This window comes from Emticicia sp. GW821-FHT11C11 (assembly GCF_058808615.1).
Window position 1 is genome coordinate 1969851 of record NZ_JBXARV010000001.1, and the last position, 17628, is coordinate 1987478.

Sequence of the window (17628 nt, forward strand, 5' to 3'; positions counted from 1 at the left end):
TACATTAAATTCTGCCGCCTAATTTATATCTGGTGCCAAAATAAATGATTCTTCCAACCACAGGCCCCCAGGCGCTTCCGGCATCGAATCTCGAGCCAAATGGGGTATCGGGTGTTACAATCGGGTCTTTTTGTGTGAAATTGTTCAGGTTCTCACCTCCCAGATACAGATCCCAGCGACGGAACGAACGACTAACCTGTGCATTGATGTTTACAAAAGCAGGGGCATATTGAATAGGCATGCTTTCATAACTGGTGTGCTGATAGTTGGGCGATAGATTAGGCACCCGCCGGGTACCGTTGTATTGCAGGGTAAAATCCCATTTCCACTTTTCGTAGGGTAGAGAATACCCGATATTCAACAGAACACGATCGCGCGGAATGAACATTTTCCTGACCGTTATTTCCTGATTATAAGGTTTACCTATCGTTTGCCACACATCAGTGTAACGGTAAGCAATTTTAAACTCAAGCCGGTTAACAGGTGCCAGATTTAATTCAATCTGCGCTGAGTTGGCATAATTTTTCTTGTTGCTCATGCTTCCGCCGGAATTATAAAAGGACAAAAACTGCGGATGCTCGGTATCAGCAATCAGCTGATTAACAAAATTGGTATGGTATAAGTCAAGGATAATGTTCGATTTTCCGAAATGCCTTGTGTAACTCAGCCCATAGTTCCAGCTGATTTCGGGTTTTATTTTACCCAGAAACCTCACTGTTCTCGAACTTACCAGATTACCATAATACTCGGCCAACGGATTTGGTGTCCTGAAACCTTTTCCGGCTGAAATCCGTAAGGCATTCTCCGGATTTACATTATAGAGCAAATGCAGGCGCGGTGTAAATATGGTGCCATACAGATTATGAAAATCCGCTCTCGCACCAGCCACTGCCGTGATTTTATCGAGATACTTATAGGTGTATTCAAAAAAAGCGCCGGGTACTATTTCAGTGCGCAGCATAAGTGTATCGGCGAATTTTTCACGGTAATCGTCATACAGGAAACTTACGCCAGTTTTATAAGTATGATTCGTATTACCGATGATATCCTGATAAATCAGATTACCATACAACGTATTCTGGCGCCCATCGTAAGGTCTGAAACCAAACTCTGATTTTGAATCATGAATAACTCCGTTCAGAATCAATCCTAAGCCTCTGTATGGTTTGTTCGGGTATAATTTCGCAGTTTTTGAAAATAACTCAACACGATTGGTAGTATTGGTGAACTTGTAAATGTTATCGTCCAGCACCAAAGGGTTTCGGTTTATCTGCCCTCCCAAACGGTCTTCATGCAAAAACTTAACTCCAAATTGCGCCATCATTTTTTCGGACTCGTATTTCCAGCGATTAATGAAATTGGCCTGTGTGTATTTGGGCAAATCATAAAAGTTGTCGTTGTTATTATCAATGCTGGTTTGTAGTGTTGAACCGTGCGAAAGCAGACCTACCGACCATTTGGACTTGCCGGTCTTTGATCTCAGAATTTTTGCCAGATTCAGATTCACTTCGCCACGCCCGAGACTATTAACGTAGGTGTTCAGATATATCTTCTCCGACAGATCAGGCTTCTGTAATTCCACATTAATCTGGCCTGTCATAGACTCATAACCGTTTACAATAGAACCTGCCCCTTTGCCCACATCAATTGATTGCACCCATGTGCCGGGCACATAATTCAAACCAAATGTAGTGGCCAAGCCTCTGATAGCCGGAATATTTTCCACGTTGGTCTGCACGTAAGTACCGGCCAGCCCTAACAACTGAATCTGCTTCGAGCCTGTAACGGCATCTGTATAACTTACCGAAACTGAGGCGTTAGTCTCGAAACTTTCAGATAGATTACAACAGGCTGCTTTTGCTAAAGCCTTTGAGGTAATAATTTCAGTTTGGATGGGTGACATCCGGTCAATAGCCGTAGAACCGCTTCTCACAACCACCTCCTGTAACTGATTCTCTGATTTCAGATACACTTTCAGGTCGGTTTCATTGGTAATCGTGAGGGTGTCAGATTGATAACCAACAAAACTGATGATTAATTGTGAGGATTTAGTACGCGGAATAACAAACTTGCCTTCGGTATCGGTTTGGGTAGCTACTTTGGTACCTAGCCAGTGTACGGTGGCCCCGATAATTGCTTCTTCTTTTCCATTCGAATTGTCGAGCACTATGCCGGTTACGTTCTGCCCGAAGGCGATTCCCGAACACAAAACGAAAATGGAAAAAATGCTTATGGATATTTTATTTTTAAAATTTTTCATGTGGTTTAAATTTTCATCAGCTATTCAGCAAGATGAATGCCTTAGTATTAATACACGGATAACATCGCTACTGCCATACCCACCATCAGTAAATCTTCAATAATAGTAACGGTACTCATGGGCAAGTTAAATACTGCACCCAGGCACGCGCAACGGATTTTTTTCTTATTGAGCACACTCATGATAACGCCTATCGAACTAAAACCCATGACTACAATAGTGGCTATATTGGTTGCCTGTGGTTGAAAATTTAACAAATAGGCAAGCCCGAGTGCTAATTCAATAAATGGATATACATAGCCATAAACCGGAACTTTCATAGCCAGTAAGTCATACATGGCGTAGCTTTCGGCAAAGCCTTTCAGGTCTAAAAATTTAAAGAAAGAGAAAACCAGAAAAAAGCCGGCCATGAAATGATTCATGAAATGCATACCGCTGAAATGCTCCGCTTCAAAAATATTGGCATGAAAAGCCGTCAGCGCTGAAATACCTGTAATGAATCCGAAAATCAGCAACAATGGCTTATAGGTTGCGAACCAGCTTTTGGGTGCTTCTTCTGTAAAAACTGCTGTGTGAGCGGGAGAGGCTGTTTTTTCACTGATGCTGTATTTAGGATACGGTTTCAAAGATTCCTGAAACACAGATATGGGTATATGCTTTTCCATTTCAATGGTAGCTGTGTTATGTGTTTTGTCGGGTGTAACCGATTTAACTCCATCCACATGGCCCAGCACGTGTTGAATTTTATATTCGCAAGCCTCGCAGGTCATGCCTGTAACTTCGTATGTATGTGTCATTGTTTTGTTAATTTTAATGATACAAAGGTAGGGTATAAGCCCGACCTACTTGTTACAGAATTTCACATGATACTTACATGATTTTTGACTGCATCTATCGGCATGAGTGTATTCTCTTTCCGGCGTTTAAAATCGCTCGGGCTCACGCCTACCACCTGTTTGAATTGATTGGAAAGATGCGCTACGCTGCTGTAGTCTAATTGCCAGGCAATTTCAGACAGGCTTACTTCTCCATTCATCAACAATGCTTTGGTGCGTTCAATTTTCTGTGCAATGATGTATTTCTCGATTGTTATTTTTTCGACCGAAGAGAAGAGATTGCTCAGGTATGAATATTCATAACCTGTTTTTTTTACCAGAAAATCAGAGAAGTTCTGCGAAGCCGGTTTTTCACCTTTATGATGGTGGATTTCGTTGATGATAAAATGCTTGATGCGCTCTATGACAGTAGCTTTATGGTCTTCAATCAGTTCGAAGCCTTCCTTTTGTAAAGCCTGCTGAACGATATTATATTGAAAGGATGCGTCTTTAAGAGTGATGGTTGCAATGCCCAGCTCAACTTTTGAAACGTTCAGGCCTATTTTCTCTAATTCTTCACGCACCACCCGCACGCAGCGGTTGCATACCATGTTTTTGATGAGTAATTGCATAATTCGATATAGTAAATAATGATGGAGTATCTGTCAGAACAACAGAATAAACACAAAAACCCCAAACCGGTAACGACTTGCGGATTACTAATTATTTAACAATATCAGATTAAAAAAGATTGATTGGCCGTAACAATATCTCGCCCGGCAGGTAGGGGTGGAGAAGTACTGTTTGCTAATGAAGAATTCTGGCTGTCAAGAATAGTCTCGATAATGGTTTTAACAATATCGTTAAAGGTAGCTTTAAGCCAGTCTATACTACTTTGTGTGAATTTGGCTACAAGTTGAGAAACAGAAGAAGAGTATTGAACGTTTTCGTATTTTTCTTCTTCAGTACAACACGAAGATTTTTTTAATACAGCATTCTTGTTAGCGAGCGGGAAATGCTTTGAATTTTTTGCAGCACAACATAAATCACCGTTTTTATGAAGAGAAATTGATTTTCCTTTCACTATACAGCTATGCTCAACAAAGCCAAAACCTGTGCTACTTAGCAGCACAACTACGGCCATTATTACATTGAACAATCTGGATAATGCTTTTTTCATTCTTAAACGAGAGAATTATGTACAAATGTATTTATTAAAAATGAGACTTCCAAGATATTTTCTGAAAATTTAAGCCAGACGGCTGCCGTTGGGCACTTTCCTTTCAGATTCAGCAATCACTACCGCACCATCGTCAAGAATGAATCCGGTCGTTAGTACTTCCGACATGAAATCAGCGATTTGTCTGGGTGGAAAATTGGTTACGCATAATACCTGCTTGCCCAATAGTTCTTCCTTACTATAAAAAGTGGTAATCTGTGCCGACGAACGTTTAATACCTATTTCCGGCCCGAAATCAATCAGTAATTTATACGCGGGTTTTCTCGCTTTCGGGAAATCGTCAACCTGTATAATGGTACCGGCTCTCAGCTCAACTTTTTCAAAATCGTCCCAGGTGATAGGTTCTTTTGTCATAGTCATTCGTATTCTTTTTCAAATTTACTCCATAACGCATTGGCTTTATCTTGTATTACATCGGGGAGTTGTTTAAATGCGGCATCAGGGATATTTTCTTTCGGGTGATTGAATCCCATAATAACGGGCGTCCCTCTTACAACTGCCTTGCTTCCATTTTGCAGAACTATCAGTTTTAGTCCCATAGAACCTGCATCACTTTTGCAGCCGGTTTTATACATAAATATGATTTCGGCATAACCGTTTTTATCCAGATCTGTTACTTCAAACGCGCCTTCAATCAGACCAAGCTGATTGTCTAAGGGGCAATCTTTTTCGAAATCTACTATTTCCCTGAGCAACTTAGGCTCTTTTGTGGTACTCTCAATGAAATGCTCTATCCACAATGTTCTCGAAGTGTAATCGTCTTTCTCGGCCTCTTCCGTTGCTGCTATTAAGTAATTGATTCCGTTTTTGTCTTTGAACTGAACGCTTTTTAATAACAAAGCCCCTGCCGTTTTAAACTTTGTCAAGGTTTCGGCAGATATTGGGTTCACCTCAATTTTTTGCGCAAAACCTTGAAGTGACAAAAGTGCTATGGATATTATTACGAATAATCGGCTCATTTCAGGTTTATTTTTCTACTCAACTACTGCTGCTTCACATAGGTAAGTAGGAATAATACCCGTGCTCTGAATATGTACTTTTACATCTTCTGCCTGTGTATTCCCACTTAGTACTAATGCCGTGTCCAGACCGAATTTATTACCACCCAGTATATCGGTATGCAGGGTGTCGCCTACCATCAGAATATCTTTTTTCTCTATGTTTTTGCTTTTAATGTGTTCGTAGGCAAAAATAAACATTTGCGAATCCGGTTTGCCGAAACCCACAAACTGCTTGCCTACAATGGCTTCTATCATTCTTGATAAACCACCCATTGCAATAGCTATTTCTTTTTTGGATACCGGATACGTGCCATCGGTATTGGCCACAATTACAGGTATGTTTTTTCTGCGCAGCAGATTAATAGTTTTGTTCAGATCATCTCTCCAGTCGAAACCTTCATCGTCCAGAAACGCCAGTGCTTGTATATCTTCCAGTTTGTTCAAATCCAATTCGCTGATAGGAACAGCCTCGAGTCCAACGGTTTCGATATAATAAGCAGAATCCACGGTTCCTAGAAAAACTACTTTACCACTTTTGACCTTTTGTTTCAGATAGTCCATTGCCAGCATGCCTGACGAAATGATATTACCCGGAACCACGTCTTTGATACCCAAAGAATGGTAAGAATCAACCAGCTGCTGGGGTTTTCTCGAGGCATCGTTAGTTAAAATATAGAATTCTTTTCCGGTTTCTTTCAGGTATTTAAAGGTGTTTTCTACTCCCGGAATCAAGCCATTATAGTTTTTAAGCACGCCATAGGCATCAAAAAAAATAACTTTATATTTTTCTAAAACTGCTTTAAAATCGTGTATCTGCATGTAGGATAATGGTATGTAGGTTTAAATATTAAGCGCTTTCAGAATTTTACCGGCATCAAATTCTTTCTCTATTGACGGAAAATAAATCTCGTAGGCTTCTCTTTGCAATTTGGTTGAATAGGCTTGATGAAAGAAATACCGGCCGTATTTGATAACATAGTTTAATATGAAAAAACGATAGGCCTCTTTCATGAAAAGTACGGCATTTTCTGTAAGTGGATACACCTTATGGTATTCTTTCAGGAACAGAATGAAGCGGTCTTCCATCAGTGGGCCAATATAATAGCTGAAAGCCGTGCGGTCACCTACATCAGAGGTTACCCTGCTGAAGAAGTAAAAATCCATTACGCGATAGCTGATTCTGAACCAGTCGTAGTCCCACCGTGAGTAAAGCTCCAGATTTTTGGTAACTGAAAAATTACCAATATTCCAGTCCATAAATACGGGCATGGTTTCTACTGTTCCGGCTACCAGTTTTTGCCGGTTTTCAAGGAATATCTCACATTGTTCTCTCAGGTAGCTGATGTGCATGCGATGCTCAAACTGCCCTACCTCGGTATCCAGTATGTTTAGCAGGTCTTGAATATCTGAGCGCAATGTTTTCGACGCTTTCGGTAAAACGGTACTTACGCGGGCACAGGCCTTATGAAACCGCGCGATCTCGGTACCGAGTTTTTTTATCTGGTCTTCATCCAATCGGCGGGGTAACCGGTGCAGACTTCTGATAGGATTATAAAAAATTACCCATGCGTCGGTGATGTCATCCTGAAAACGATAGGTATATACCTCGTTATCTTTCACAAGCGATTTGGCCAATACGTTTTCAAAAGGATACAGCAGGTTATTCTGTAAGGTATGTATAATCTGATGGTCTTCCTTGAAATGTTCGTAGGTGCCGAAATAAGATAATTTGGCAATGATGATGTCATCATTATCAAATCTTACTCTGAAAACGTGGTTCGTAGACACCTTGGCGCTGATGTCTTCAATGGTATCAATGGTTTTAGAATCATCAAAATTGGCCCAGGCAAGCTTTATGATAGACGGGTAGTCGATAAGTCTCATGGTTTCAGATTCTTGGCTTTATTTTTTTTCTTGGTTACTTCAATATAGGCTGTTTCGAGTGCATCGTGCATCAGTTCTCTTTCCAGCTTGCTCAGTTCAAAGAGTGTCCAGCCCTGTTTACCCCATTTATTAGGAACCGGATAAACTCCACCGGATTTATGTGTACAAAAAACAGACTGGTCGATTTCAGATAGTTTCAGGCAGGCACGGTGATCTTGCACTGAATAAGTGGCAAAGATTTTCTTTTGCGCCCGGAACGAGGTCTTTTCAAAATGAGGTGCTTCTTCTGCCCCTGCAAACGATAAGGCTATGTCTCGGAAAGTTGCTTCATCTACCATGAACAGAACATTTTGTGTTAGTAGCTCAAAGATAGGCAACACTTCCTGATTTAAAAGCGGATGATAATGGTAGTTTTTTATTAGGCTTGAGTATAATCATAAAAAAACTTGTATCCATACTATTTTTTAAGGATATTCGGGAGGTTTTTGAAGTATACTTGACTAATGAATTATCAGAAATTAACCTGGATAAGTCTCGCTGCGGCTGTTCTCATAGCTGCCGGTTCTGTTTATCATCTTACACGAAAGCAAATCAGCTATAACGAAGAAATCCGCCCGATTTTTAACAAAAAGTGTATTGTTTGTCATGGAGGAGTAAAGAAAAGCGGAGAGTTTAGTCTGCTTTTCAGAGAAGAGGCACTGGCCAAGGCCAAGTCGGGTAAGTATGCTATTATTCCGCATGATGCCGATAATTCAGAATTGATAAAAAGGCTTAAAACTCATGATAAAGAAGCACGGATGCCTTTGGACGCAGAACCCTTAAGCGACGATGAAATAAGCAAAATAGAAAGGTGGATTAATGAAGGCGCACAATGGGAAGACCATTGGTCTTACATTAAACCGGATAAATCGATAATTCCTCCGGATGTTAGCGATAAATGGGTAGTAAACGGAATTGATAAATTTATTCTGGATAAACTTAGTCAGGAAGGGTTAAAGCATGCTCCGGAAGCAGATAAAACAGCATTGCTGCGCCGATTGAGCCTGGACTTAATCGGATTACCACCCACCATTGAAGAAACACGGGCTTTTCTGAAAGACAACAGCACCAATGCCTACGAAAAGCAGGTAGACCGATTGCTGCAATCACCGCATTTCGGTGAGCGCTGGGCCACCATGTGGCTTGATTTGGCCCGATACGCTGATTCGAAAGGGTATGAGAAAGATTTAGACCGAAGTATCTGGCAGTATCGGGACTGGGTTATCAAGGCGTTCAATGTAGATATGCCATTCGACCAGTTTACGATTCACCAACTGGCCGGTGATTTATTGCCGCAATCGGCCAATACTAATGCCAGAGAAATAGAGAACCGGTTAATTGCTACGGCTTTTCATAGAAATACCATGGCCAATGACGAGGGCGGAACCAACGACGAGGAGTTCAGAAACATGGCCTTGCTCGACAGGGTTTCTACTACGTGGGAAGTATGGCAGGGAACAACCATGGCTTGTGTACAATGCCATAGCCACCCGTATGACCCTTTCAGGCAGAAAGATTTTTATCAGTCGTTTGCCTTTTTTAATAATACACAAGACAGAGATTTATACAATGACAAACCTCTCTTAAAAACCTACAGCCCGGCCAGAGAACATGAGTTGAGAGATTTGCTGATCTGGCTGAAAAATATAGAAAAGAATCCGGAGCCGGTTTCGGCAAAAATACCACTAGACAGGCAGAAGCAGGATTACCTGCGCCGAATGGGTATCTACAGAATTGAAGCGGAAGACTTTGACAGCGCCAGCCGCCACATAGAGCTGTGGAATAATCAGAAAACTATCATGCAAACCACTGAAGGTGCCTATACTGTGTACGAAGATGTGGATCTGACAGGGGTCACTCAGGTCACTTATGGATACCAGAGTGGGGCAGCCAATGCATTTATTGAAATGCGGCTTGGCAGCTCGGAAGGAGAATTGATAAGTAAAGTGGAAACAAAATGTAGTGAAGAGACCGTAAATGACGGTTGGTCGCGTTGGAAAGATTACACTACCTCAAGCGGAAATATAAAGCCAACCAAAGGTGTGCATGATGTGTATCTGGTATATAGAAAAGGTAAAAGTTTCTGGACCGACCTGATACATCTGGACTGGATGGATTTACAGTCCAAAACCCCGTTGAAGAATAATTTTACGAAGGCATTCAAAGATTCACTGGATAAACTAGTGAAGATTGAAAGTATCACTACACCGGTTATTATGGAAATGGCTCCGAGCAGAAGCCGTAAAACCCATGTGTTTATCAGAGGTAACTGGATGGTGCATGGTGAACAGGTAAAACCGGATGTGCCGGCTTCTTTGCCACATTTGGGTAATTATAAAGCAGACCGTTTAGGTTTTGCGCAATGGCTGGTTAGCAAAGATAATCCGCTTACGGCAAGAGTAATGGTGAATCGGTTCTGGGAACAATTGTTTGGAAACGGCATTGTGGAATCGCTGGAGGATTTCGGAACTATGGGTGCCAGGCCTTCTCATCCCGAATTGTTGGACTGGCTGGCTGTGCAATTGATAGATACACATAACTGGAGCATAAAGAAACTATTGAAACAGATGGTTATGTCAGCTACTTATCGTCAGTCGGAAACCGTCAGTAAAGATTTGATAGAAAAAGACCCTAGAAATCTGCTGCTTGCCAGGGGGCCAAGGGTACGCTTGTCGTCGGAGCAAATCAGAGATCAGGCATTGTTTGTAAGCCATTTACTTAATACGGAAATGTATGGCCCGAGTGTAAAACCACCCAACCCTACTGACGAAAGCTGGCGCAGAGAACCTAAAGGAAACCTGTTCAGAAGAGCGGTGTATACCTATTGGCGCCGCACCAATCCGTATCCGTCGATGATTACTTTCGACAGCCCTCAACGAAATGTTTGTACTTCACGACGTATCCGTACCAATACACCATTGCAGGCGCTTACTACCTTGAACGATACCGTTTTTTATGCAGCTGCACAAAGCATTGCCTTGAAAATGAAAGAGTTCAAGACACCACGAGTGGAAGAAAAATTGAAGCAGGGTTACCAATACCTGTTCCAGAAAGCGCCGAGCGACAATAAAACCCGGCTGTTATATCAATTGTATCAGGAAGCACTGCTTGAGCTGAGAAAGAAAAAAGAAGAAGAAGCTGAATTAGGTGCACTGACACTGACAGCCAATGCCATGATGAACCTGGATGAATTTTTGACCAAATGAAAAGAATATCACTTACAGAAGAAGCTTTTTTAGAAGAAGCCAGATTCAATACCCGACGCCACTTCCTGAAGCAATGTACATCTGGTTTAGGCGGATTAGCCATTTCCTCTATGTTAGGTAGCTGTTTCAATGGTTCATCAGAGAAGCCACTTCTGGATGAGAATCCTCTGGCTGTAAGGCCATCCCATTTCAGCCCCAAGGCCAAGCGCATTATCTTTATGCATATGGAAGGCGCTCCGTCTCAACTGGAATTGTTTGATTACAAACCAGAACTGGCCAGACTAGACGGGCAGCTTTGTCCTCCGTCGTTGTTGGAAGGTAAAAGATTCGCTTTTATTAAAGGTGTACCCAAAATGCTGGGGCCACAATCTACTTTTCAGCAATACGGTCAGTCAGGAGCCTGGTTTTCTGACTACTTCAATTATCTGCCCAAACTGGCAGATGATCTGACATTCCTGAAAGCCATGCATACAGATGAATTTAATCATGCTCCGGCTCAGTTATTTATGCATACGGGGGCATCGCGTGTAGGGAGGCCAAGTATGGGTTCGTGGATAACGTATGGTCTGGGTTCTGAAAACCAGAATCTTCCGGGTTATGTGGTGCTGGTGTCCGGTTCTGAGCCTAGTGCCGGTAAATACCTGTGGGGCAATGGTTTTCTGCCCTCAGTATATCAGGGGGTGCAGTGCCGTTCGAAAGGTGACCCGGTGTTGTATATCAATAACCCGGGAAGCATTGATAGCACTTTGAGAAAGAAATCAATTGAGACCATTAATAAAATTAACGAGCTGACCTACGAGGAAGTAGGTGACCCTGAGATTCTGACGCGTATTTCACAGTACGAATTGGCCTTCAGAATGCAGGCCGAAGTACCCGGCACAATGGATATTTCGGGTGAGCCGGCTTATATTCATGAAATGTATGGCACAGAACCGGGTAAGTCAAGCTTTGCCAATAATTGCCTGCTAGCCAGAAAACTGTTGGAAAAAGGCGTAAGAGTAGTACAATTATTTGACCGCCGTTGGGATAACCACGGTACTGATGCCGGAAGTGGAGTAGATATTGGCCTGCGGCGCAATGTAGAGTATGTCGACAAGCCTATTTCTGCTTTAATACTGGACCTGAAACAAAGAGGATTGCTGGAAGATACACTGATTGTTTGGGGAGGTGAATTTGGAAGAACGCCTATGATGGAAAACAGGGCAGGGGATAACAATACGCCGTTCAAAGGTCGCGACCACCACGTAGATGCTTTTACTATGTTCATGGCAGGAGCGGGCCTGAAGAAGGGATATTCGCATGGAGAAACCGACGAAATTGGCTATTACGGCATCAAAGGCCGTACGCATATACATGATTTGCAGGCAACTATTCTGCACCTGATGGGCTTTGATCATGAAAAGCTGGTTTTCCCTTTTCAGGGCAGAAACTTCAGATTAACTGATGTGGCTGGGAAAGTGGTGAAAGAGGTATTGGCGTAGAAAAAAAGACGGCTTCAGATAATAAATAAAGCCCTTTCCTCTAAAGAGAAGAAAGGGCTTTTATATTTTCAGATAGTTGAGTGCGAATTACTTCAAACTTCCCACCATATCTTCTGGTTTTACCCATTCGTCAAACTCTTCTCCTGTCAGGTATCCTAGTCTGATAGCTGTTTCTTTCAAAGTGCTGCCTGTTTTATGAGCAGTCTGTGCAATTTCAGCTGCTTTGTAATAACCAATTTTGGTGTTCAGTGCAGTGACCAGCATCAATGAGTTATTGACATGTTTTTTGATGTTCTCTTTCAAAGGCTCAATACCAGCGGCACATTTATCATTGAAAGACACACAACCGTCACCGATCAAACGTGCCGAGTGAAGGAAATTATAAATCATTACCGGTTTAAACACGTTCAACTCAAAGTGCCCCATTGAACCACCTATGTTAATGGCTACATCGTTACCCAACACCTGTGCTGCAATCATGGTCAAAGCTTCGCATTGGGTTGGGTTCACTTTACCAGGCATGATTGAAGAACCCGGCTCGTTATCGGGAATGTATATTTCTCCAATGCCAGACCGCGGGCCAGATGATAACATTCTGATATCGTTGGCAATTTTCATCAGGCTTACGGCTATGGTTTTCAAAGCGCCATGTGCTTCTACAATGGCATCATGTGCAGCCAATGCTTCAAATTTATTCTCTGCCGTTACGAACGGAATACCTGTCAGGCCGGCAATGTGTTTTGCTACTAGTTCTGAATATCCCTGTGGCGTATTAATACCCGTTCCAACTGCAGTACCACCCAGAGCAAGTTCCGAAAGGTGGGCCAGGGTATTTTTTATAGCTTTTAATCCGTGATTTAATTGAGAAACATAACCTGAAAACTCCTGTCCGAGTGTCAACGGTGTGGCATCCATAAAGTGTGTACGACCTATTTTCACCACATCCATAAATGCTTCCGATTTCGCGGCAAGTGTATCACGTAGTTTTTCAATACCGGGTATAGTTACTTCAAGCAGCATTTTATAGGCTGCAATGTGCATAGCCGTAGGGAATGTATCGTTTGATGACTGCGATTTGTTTACATCATCGTTCGGGTGTAAAAACTTGGTTTTATCGCCCAATTCGCCTCCTTGCAGTACATGCCCACGGTAAGCGATTACCTCATTGCAGTTCATGTTCGATTGCGTACCGGAACCCGTTTGCCATACTACCAACGGAAACTGATCATCCAGTTTCCCGTCCAGTATTTCCTGACAAACCGTGCCTATTAAATCTGCTTTTTCTTTGGGTAACACACCCAATTCAAAGTTAGTCAAAGCCGCTCCGTGTTTCAGATAAGCAAACGCTTTGATGATTTCCTTAGGCATTTTATTGATATCCTGCGCAATTTTAAAGTTTTCAATAGAACGTTGTGTTTGTGCCCCCCAATAAACGTCGGCAGGTACTTGCACTTCGCCCATTGTATCTTTTTCTATTCTGTACTGCATAATTATTTATGTATTAGAAATGTAAGTTAAAAAGGAATTTGCTTGCAAAAGTAAATCAGAAAAAAACAGGCTAATAGTTTTTTAAGGTTTTTTTCTGAGAAACCATCAATAAAAAAAGCACGGTATTTCCGTGCTTTAGTGTATTATGTTTCTGTGTATTGTCAGTGTTAATTTAATCTGTAAGGAGCAATTAAATTGAACTCCGGAATCTGTACTCTGAACTGCCTGCCATCTACCAACCGTTCCATGATATAAGAGCCCGACATTTTGCCTATCGAAGATTTCAGGCTGCAGCCTGAAACATACTCGTGGCTTTCACCGGGTTCCAGCACAGGAGTAAGACCCACAACACCTTCTCCTTCAATTTCTTTTACAGAAGCAACAGAATCAAAAATAATCCATTTACGTCTTTGAAGTTGAATGGTATTGTTACTGTGGTTTTCGATCCTTATTCTATAGCTGAACACAAAATGTGATTGATAAGGACTGGAATATTCTGGTTGGTACTCGGTTAGCACACTAACTTTTACGCCGTCAGTAGTTGCCGTAATTGTGTTCATATATTTATAGGGAATTCATGGTTTAAGTACCAATTGATGCCTTAAACACTCTTAGCAATTTGAATAACTAAAAGGTAAATTAATAAATTATTATTATTGGTAACTATTTTTTCGCAAAAAAGTTGTTAAGCGGTAGCATTATGATTGAGTAATTCTATTTTTCATATATTTGTTCCGAACCTACTTTAATTTCATTTACTATGGATGTCAAGATTGCAGATAGCTGGAAGGACAGGCTTCAGGAAGAGTTTCAAAAGGATTATTTTAATGACCTTACAGCGTTTGTGCGAAACGAATATAAGTCCGGCGTGTGTTACCCACCCGGTAAGTTAATTTTCAATGCTTTTAATGAGTGTAGTTTTGAAGATACGCGTGTTGTAATACTCGGTCAGGACCCTTATCATGGAGTAGGGCAGGCCAATGGCTTATGTTTTTCTGTCAATGATGGTGTGCCGTCTCCGCCTTCGCTTATTAACATTTTTAAGGAGATTCATGATGATTTGGGTAAACCTATACCAAAAAGTGGCAATCTGGAGCGATGGGCCAAACAAGGGGTTTTGTTACTCAATGCAACTCTGACGGTGCGGGCTGCTACGGCGGGTTCACATCAAGGAAAAGGATGGGAGACTTTTACAGATGCCGTTATTAAATGTGTTAATGACGAAAAAAGTAATGTTGTATTTTTGTTATGGGGCAGATACGCGCAGGAAAAAGGTAAAATAATTGATGATAAAAAGCATTTTGTGTTACGTGCCAAGCACCCTTCACCCATGTCTGCTAATGGTGGCGGCTGGTTTGGTACCAAACATTTCAGCCAGGCCAACAATTATCTGGTTAGTAAAGGATTACCAACTGTAGACTGGTAGGGTAGGGCAAGCTGAAAAAAGGAAAAGCTCATTCGCAACCAACGAATGAGCTTTTCCTTTTTGAATGGTCTGTTATTATCTGATGATGCTAAACAGACGACTCCAACGGATTTTGTTCAGGAAACTGCCGTCTTTATCGATAGACATCCAGATAAATACCGCTTTACCTACAATATGATCTTCAGGCACAAAGCCCCAGAAACGTGAGTCGTCAGAACCATGGCGGTTATCGCCCATCATGAAGTAATAATTCTGTTTGAAAGTGTAAGACGTAATCGGCTTACCGTCAAGAATGATCTGTCCGTTTACATACTTCGCATCTTCGTTGCCGTCGAAAGTAGTAATCACGCCTTTATATAGAGCCAGATTTCTTTCGTCCAACTGAATGGTTACACCTTTTTTCGGAATAGTAACAGGCCCGAAATTGTCTCTGTTAAACGGAAACAAACGCGAGTTGTAAGGGAATGTATTATATCCGTACTGACTAGTGTCACCTTTGGCCGATGTCAGGGGCGTAATGTTTTTTACAAAGTCAAGACTTTTGATATCCTTGATTGCCTGATCGGTAGCTTTTACATAGTATACGGTTTTTTCGGTCTGACTTGGGTCTTCCTCGAATTCTGAAATATTATATTTCTGGAAAACCTTTTCATTCACCTGGGTAGTAGCTTCGATGGCATATTCCATCTGCAAGCCCGGAGGATTAGGGAATATTTTATTATTCACATAGGCTTGGCCTTCTCTTACTTCAACCACATCACCCGGGATACCGATACAGCGCTTAATGTAGTTGGTTCTCAGATCAACCGGATATTTATCATAACCACCGAATTCGTCAGGTCTTTCGGGGCAACCCGGATAGTTGAAAACCACCACGTCGCCATTTTTTACATGCGTAAAACCCGGTAATCTGTATTGCGGTAATTGAATTGCGTCTGAATAAGACGGAATATCAGTAAACCAGATTTTCTGATGTGTTAGCGGAACCTGTAAAATGGTTTTTGGAGTACGGGTACCGTAGTGCAATTTACTTACGAAAAGGAAATCGTTAATCAACAGACTTTTTTCCATCGAACCCGTCGGAATCGTATATGCTTCTAAAAAGAGCCAGCGGATAAGCGTAGCGGCTATTACTGCAAATAGCACGGAGTCGAACCACTCTCTTACTGCCGATTTCTTTCCTACAGATTTATTTTCAGCTTTTTTTTGAACTTCTGCCATAAAGACTAACTCCGGAGCGGAGATTTATTTTTAAGTGATTATCGGTTAAAAATGTTATTTGTTAATGGAAATGACAGTCTAGAACCCAAGCATATCTTTCATGCCGAAAATTCCGGTTTTGCCATGCAACCACTCTGCCGCAATAACCGCACCCAAAGCGAAGCCATTACGACTGTTGGCGATGTGTTTGATCTCGATCTGATCTACATCAGAGATGTACTTAATTTCATGAGTGCCAGGTACTTTCCCTTCTCTCGACGACCAGATGGGCACTTCGTCTTCAGCGGCTATCTGGTTGTTTACCCATTTTGTTTTATTGCCCAGGTTTTCTATAATTCCCTGTGCTAATGTTATGGCTGTGCCACTGGGGGCATCTTTCTTTTCAGTATGGTGAATCTCATTGCTGCTTACCTTATACTCATTGGTATACGGACTCATCAAGTGAGCTAAGGCCTTGTTCAGTTCGAAAAAGAGATTTACTCCGATGCTGTAGTTAGAGGCATAGAAGAACGCACTTTCGTTTTCAATGCAGAGTTTTTCAATTTCAGACTGATGTTGCAGCCAGCCGGTAGTACCGCAAACTGTTGGTAGCCCGAACTCCATACAATACTTAAGGTTACCATAGGCAGATTCAGGCGAGCTGAATTCTATCACAGCATCGGTATTTTCGGGGTTTATTGACAATAATTCTGTACGGTTACTTATGTCTATTTTTGCAGAAATCTCATGTCCTCTTTGTAAAGCAATCTGTTCAATTACTTTACCCATTTTTCCATATCCTAAAAGAGCAATACGCATAAATTTCTAATTCTGAATAATTTAAAATTTTAAAACAACACTGGCACCTACGGCATTTCCGAAAGCTGTTGACTGCACGCTTGGCTCAAATTTCAACGAAATGTCGTCGCTCATGTCAAAGTTTTTCAAATGCGCCGATACATTGGCTTGCACTGCCTGGAGGGTCCAGCCTACTGCAAATATTATGACGGTCAGGTCGCGATAGCGTCGGTAACTGTTAACAACGGGTTCGACCTGTGCTTTTCTAAACGGCCCTATCTGCTTATCAGACTGATGGATTCCGATGCCCTCATAAGGGTTAATCATTACCTCAGTGGCTCCACCAACCACAATTTCTCTCAGTTTACCTTTATAATACTGATACCTGTGATTATTGACGTAGAAAGAGAAAATTCCTCCGGCCGCAGCGCCATAAACAATCGGCAGTACCCAATATTCCTTGTTGGTAGCCTGACCCCAACCGGGTAATATTAATGACCGTATCAGGGCTTTGCGGGCAGGATTCGCTTTTTTGGCTGAATCTGCTTTAAAAACTCTGCTTAAAAAATTGGCTCTTCCGGTAGTATCAGTTTTGATAAGTTTATTAACAAGACCTGATTTTTTGGAAGAGTCAATCAATATTTTTTTCAGAGAATCGGCTTTAACCGCATTGTTCTTTACTGTATCTATTTGCGCAAAAGAAATATTTGTAATCAGTAAAAGAAAAACTAACATCCGAACCATGTTCCGAAAATTTAATTGCGAATAAAGAGACAAAAATAGGCTCTCA

Annotated in this window: 17 protein-coding genes; 3 read left to right on the forward strand and 14 right to left on the reverse strand. The window is 41.7% G+C overall.

Features of this window, described 5'->3' with window-relative positions:
- Positions 1 to 4 precede the first annotated feature (4 nt).
- The 9 genes from AC1RRY_RS08450 to AC1RRY_RS08490 all read right to left on the reverse strand — a co-directional run bounded on the left by AC1RRY_RS08450 (position 5) and on the right by AC1RRY_RS08490 (position 7538).
- Positions 5 to 2260 (reverse strand): TonB-dependent receptor, encoded by a 2256-nt coding sequence (locus AC1RRY_RS08450; RefSeq protein ID WP_492816501.1) that lies wholly within the window; start codon positions 2258 to 2260, stop codon positions 5 to 7.
- 47 nt (positions 2261 to 2307) lie between these two features.
- On the reverse strand, positions 2308 to 3057 hold the full coding sequence (locus AC1RRY_RS08455; RefSeq protein ID WP_492816499.1) for a heavy-metal-associated domain-containing protein: 750 nt from the start codon (positions 3055 to 3057) through the stop codon (positions 2308 to 2310).
- A 62-nt stretch (positions 3058 to 3119) separates the two neighbouring features.
- A complete protein-coding gene (locus AC1RRY_RS08460) occupies positions 3120 to 3707 on the reverse strand; it encodes an AraC family transcriptional regulator (RefSeq protein WP_492816497.1) in 588 nt (195 codons plus the stop codon).
- A gap of 104 nt (positions 3708 to 3811) precedes the next feature.
- Positions 3812 to 4255: an HYC_CC_PP family protein gene (locus AC1RRY_RS08465; protein WP_492816495.1), complete on the reverse strand. Its 444-nt coding sequence runs from the start codon at positions 4253 to 4255 to the stop codon at positions 3812 to 3814.
- A 69-nt stretch (positions 4256 to 4324) separates the two neighbouring features.
- Positions 4325 to 4669, reverse strand: a complete 345-nt coding sequence (locus AC1RRY_RS08470; protein WP_492816493.1) for a tRNA-binding protein — start codon at positions 4667 to 4669, stop codon at positions 4325 to 4327.
- A gap of 2 nt (positions 4670 to 4671) precedes the next feature.
- Complete coding sequence (locus AC1RRY_RS08475; RefSeq protein WP_492816491.1) at positions 4672 to 5274, reverse strand: M949_RS01915 family surface polysaccharide biosynthesis protein; 603 nt, start codon at positions 5272 to 5274, stop codon at positions 4672 to 4674.
- A gap of 15 nt (positions 5275 to 5289) precedes the next feature.
- Complete coding sequence (locus tag AC1RRY_RS08480; RefSeq protein WP_492816490.1) at positions 5290 to 6135, reverse strand: HAD-IIA family hydrolase; 846 nt, start codon at positions 6133 to 6135, stop codon at positions 5290 to 5292.
- 21 nt (positions 6136 to 6156) lie between these two features.
- A complete protein-coding gene (locus AC1RRY_RS08485) occupies positions 6157 to 7200 on the reverse strand; it encodes a hypothetical protein (RefSeq protein ID WP_492816488.1) in 1044 nt (347 codons plus the stop codon).
- A complete protein-coding gene (locus AC1RRY_RS08490) occupies positions 7197 to 7538 on the reverse strand; it encodes an MmcQ/YjbR family DNA-binding protein (protein WP_492816486.1) in 342 nt (113 codons plus the stop codon). The genes AC1RRY_RS08485 and AC1RRY_RS08490 overlap by 4 nt, the downstream gene beginning before the upstream one ends.
- Positions 7539 to 7703: 165 nt before the next feature.
- Between AC1RRY_RS08490 and AC1RRY_RS08495 the strand changes: the two genes are divergently transcribed.
- A complete protein-coding gene (locus AC1RRY_RS08495) occupies positions 7704 to 10445 on the forward strand; it encodes a DUF1553 domain-containing protein (protein ID WP_492816484.1) in 2742 nt (913 codons plus the stop codon).
- Positions 10442 to 11926, forward strand: coding sequence for a DUF1501 domain-containing protein (locus AC1RRY_RS08500; RefSeq protein ID WP_492816483.1), 1485 nt, complete (start codon positions 10442 to 10444; stop codon positions 11924 to 11926). The genes AC1RRY_RS08495 and AC1RRY_RS08500 overlap by 4 nt, the downstream gene beginning before the upstream one ends.
- An 87-nt stretch (positions 11927 to 12013) precedes the next feature.
- Here AC1RRY_RS08500 and fumC read toward each other — a convergent pair whose 3' ends face one another.
- Both fumC and apaG read right to left on the reverse strand, forming a co-directional pair.
- Complete coding sequence (gene fumC, locus AC1RRY_RS08505) at positions 12014 to 13414, reverse strand: class II fumarate hydratase (protein WP_492816481.1); 1401 nt, start codon at positions 13412 to 13414, stop codon at positions 12014 to 12016.
- Between the two features lie 167 nt (positions 13415 to 13581).
- Complete coding sequence (apaG, locus tag AC1RRY_RS08510) at positions 13582 to 13974, reverse strand: Co2+/Mg2+ efflux protein ApaG (RefSeq protein WP_492816479.1); 393 nt, start codon at positions 13972 to 13974, stop codon at positions 13582 to 13584.
- Positions 13975 to 14174: 200 nt separating this feature from the next.
- Between apaG and ung the strand changes: the two genes are divergently transcribed.
- Positions 14175 to 14840, forward strand: coding sequence for a uracil-DNA glycosylase (gene ung, locus AC1RRY_RS08515; protein ID WP_492816477.1), 666 nt, complete (start codon positions 14175 to 14177; stop codon positions 14838 to 14840).
- 75 nt (positions 14841 to 14915) lie between these two features.
- Here ung and lepB read toward each other — a convergent pair whose 3' ends face one another.
- The 3 genes from lepB to AC1RRY_RS08530 form a co-directional block, all read right to left on the reverse strand.
- Positions 14916 to 16061 carry a signal peptidase I gene (lepB, locus tag AC1RRY_RS08520; protein WP_492816475.1) on the reverse strand — a complete coding sequence of 382 codons (1146 nt, stop codon included), beginning with the start codon at positions 16059 to 16061 and terminating at the stop codon, positions 14916 to 14918.
- 78 nt (positions 16062 to 16139) lie between these two features.
- Positions 16140 to 16859, reverse strand: coding sequence for a 4-hydroxy-tetrahydrodipicolinate reductase (gene dapB / locus AC1RRY_RS08525; RefSeq protein WP_492816473.1), 720 nt, complete (start codon positions 16857 to 16859; stop codon positions 16140 to 16142).
- A 21-nt stretch (positions 16860 to 16880) separates the two neighbouring features.
- Entirely contained in the window at positions 16881 to 17582 is a 702-nt protein-coding gene (locus AC1RRY_RS08530) for a DUF5683 domain-containing protein (protein WP_492816471.1), read from the reverse strand.
- Between the last annotated feature and the right edge of the window lie 46 nt (positions 17583 to 17628).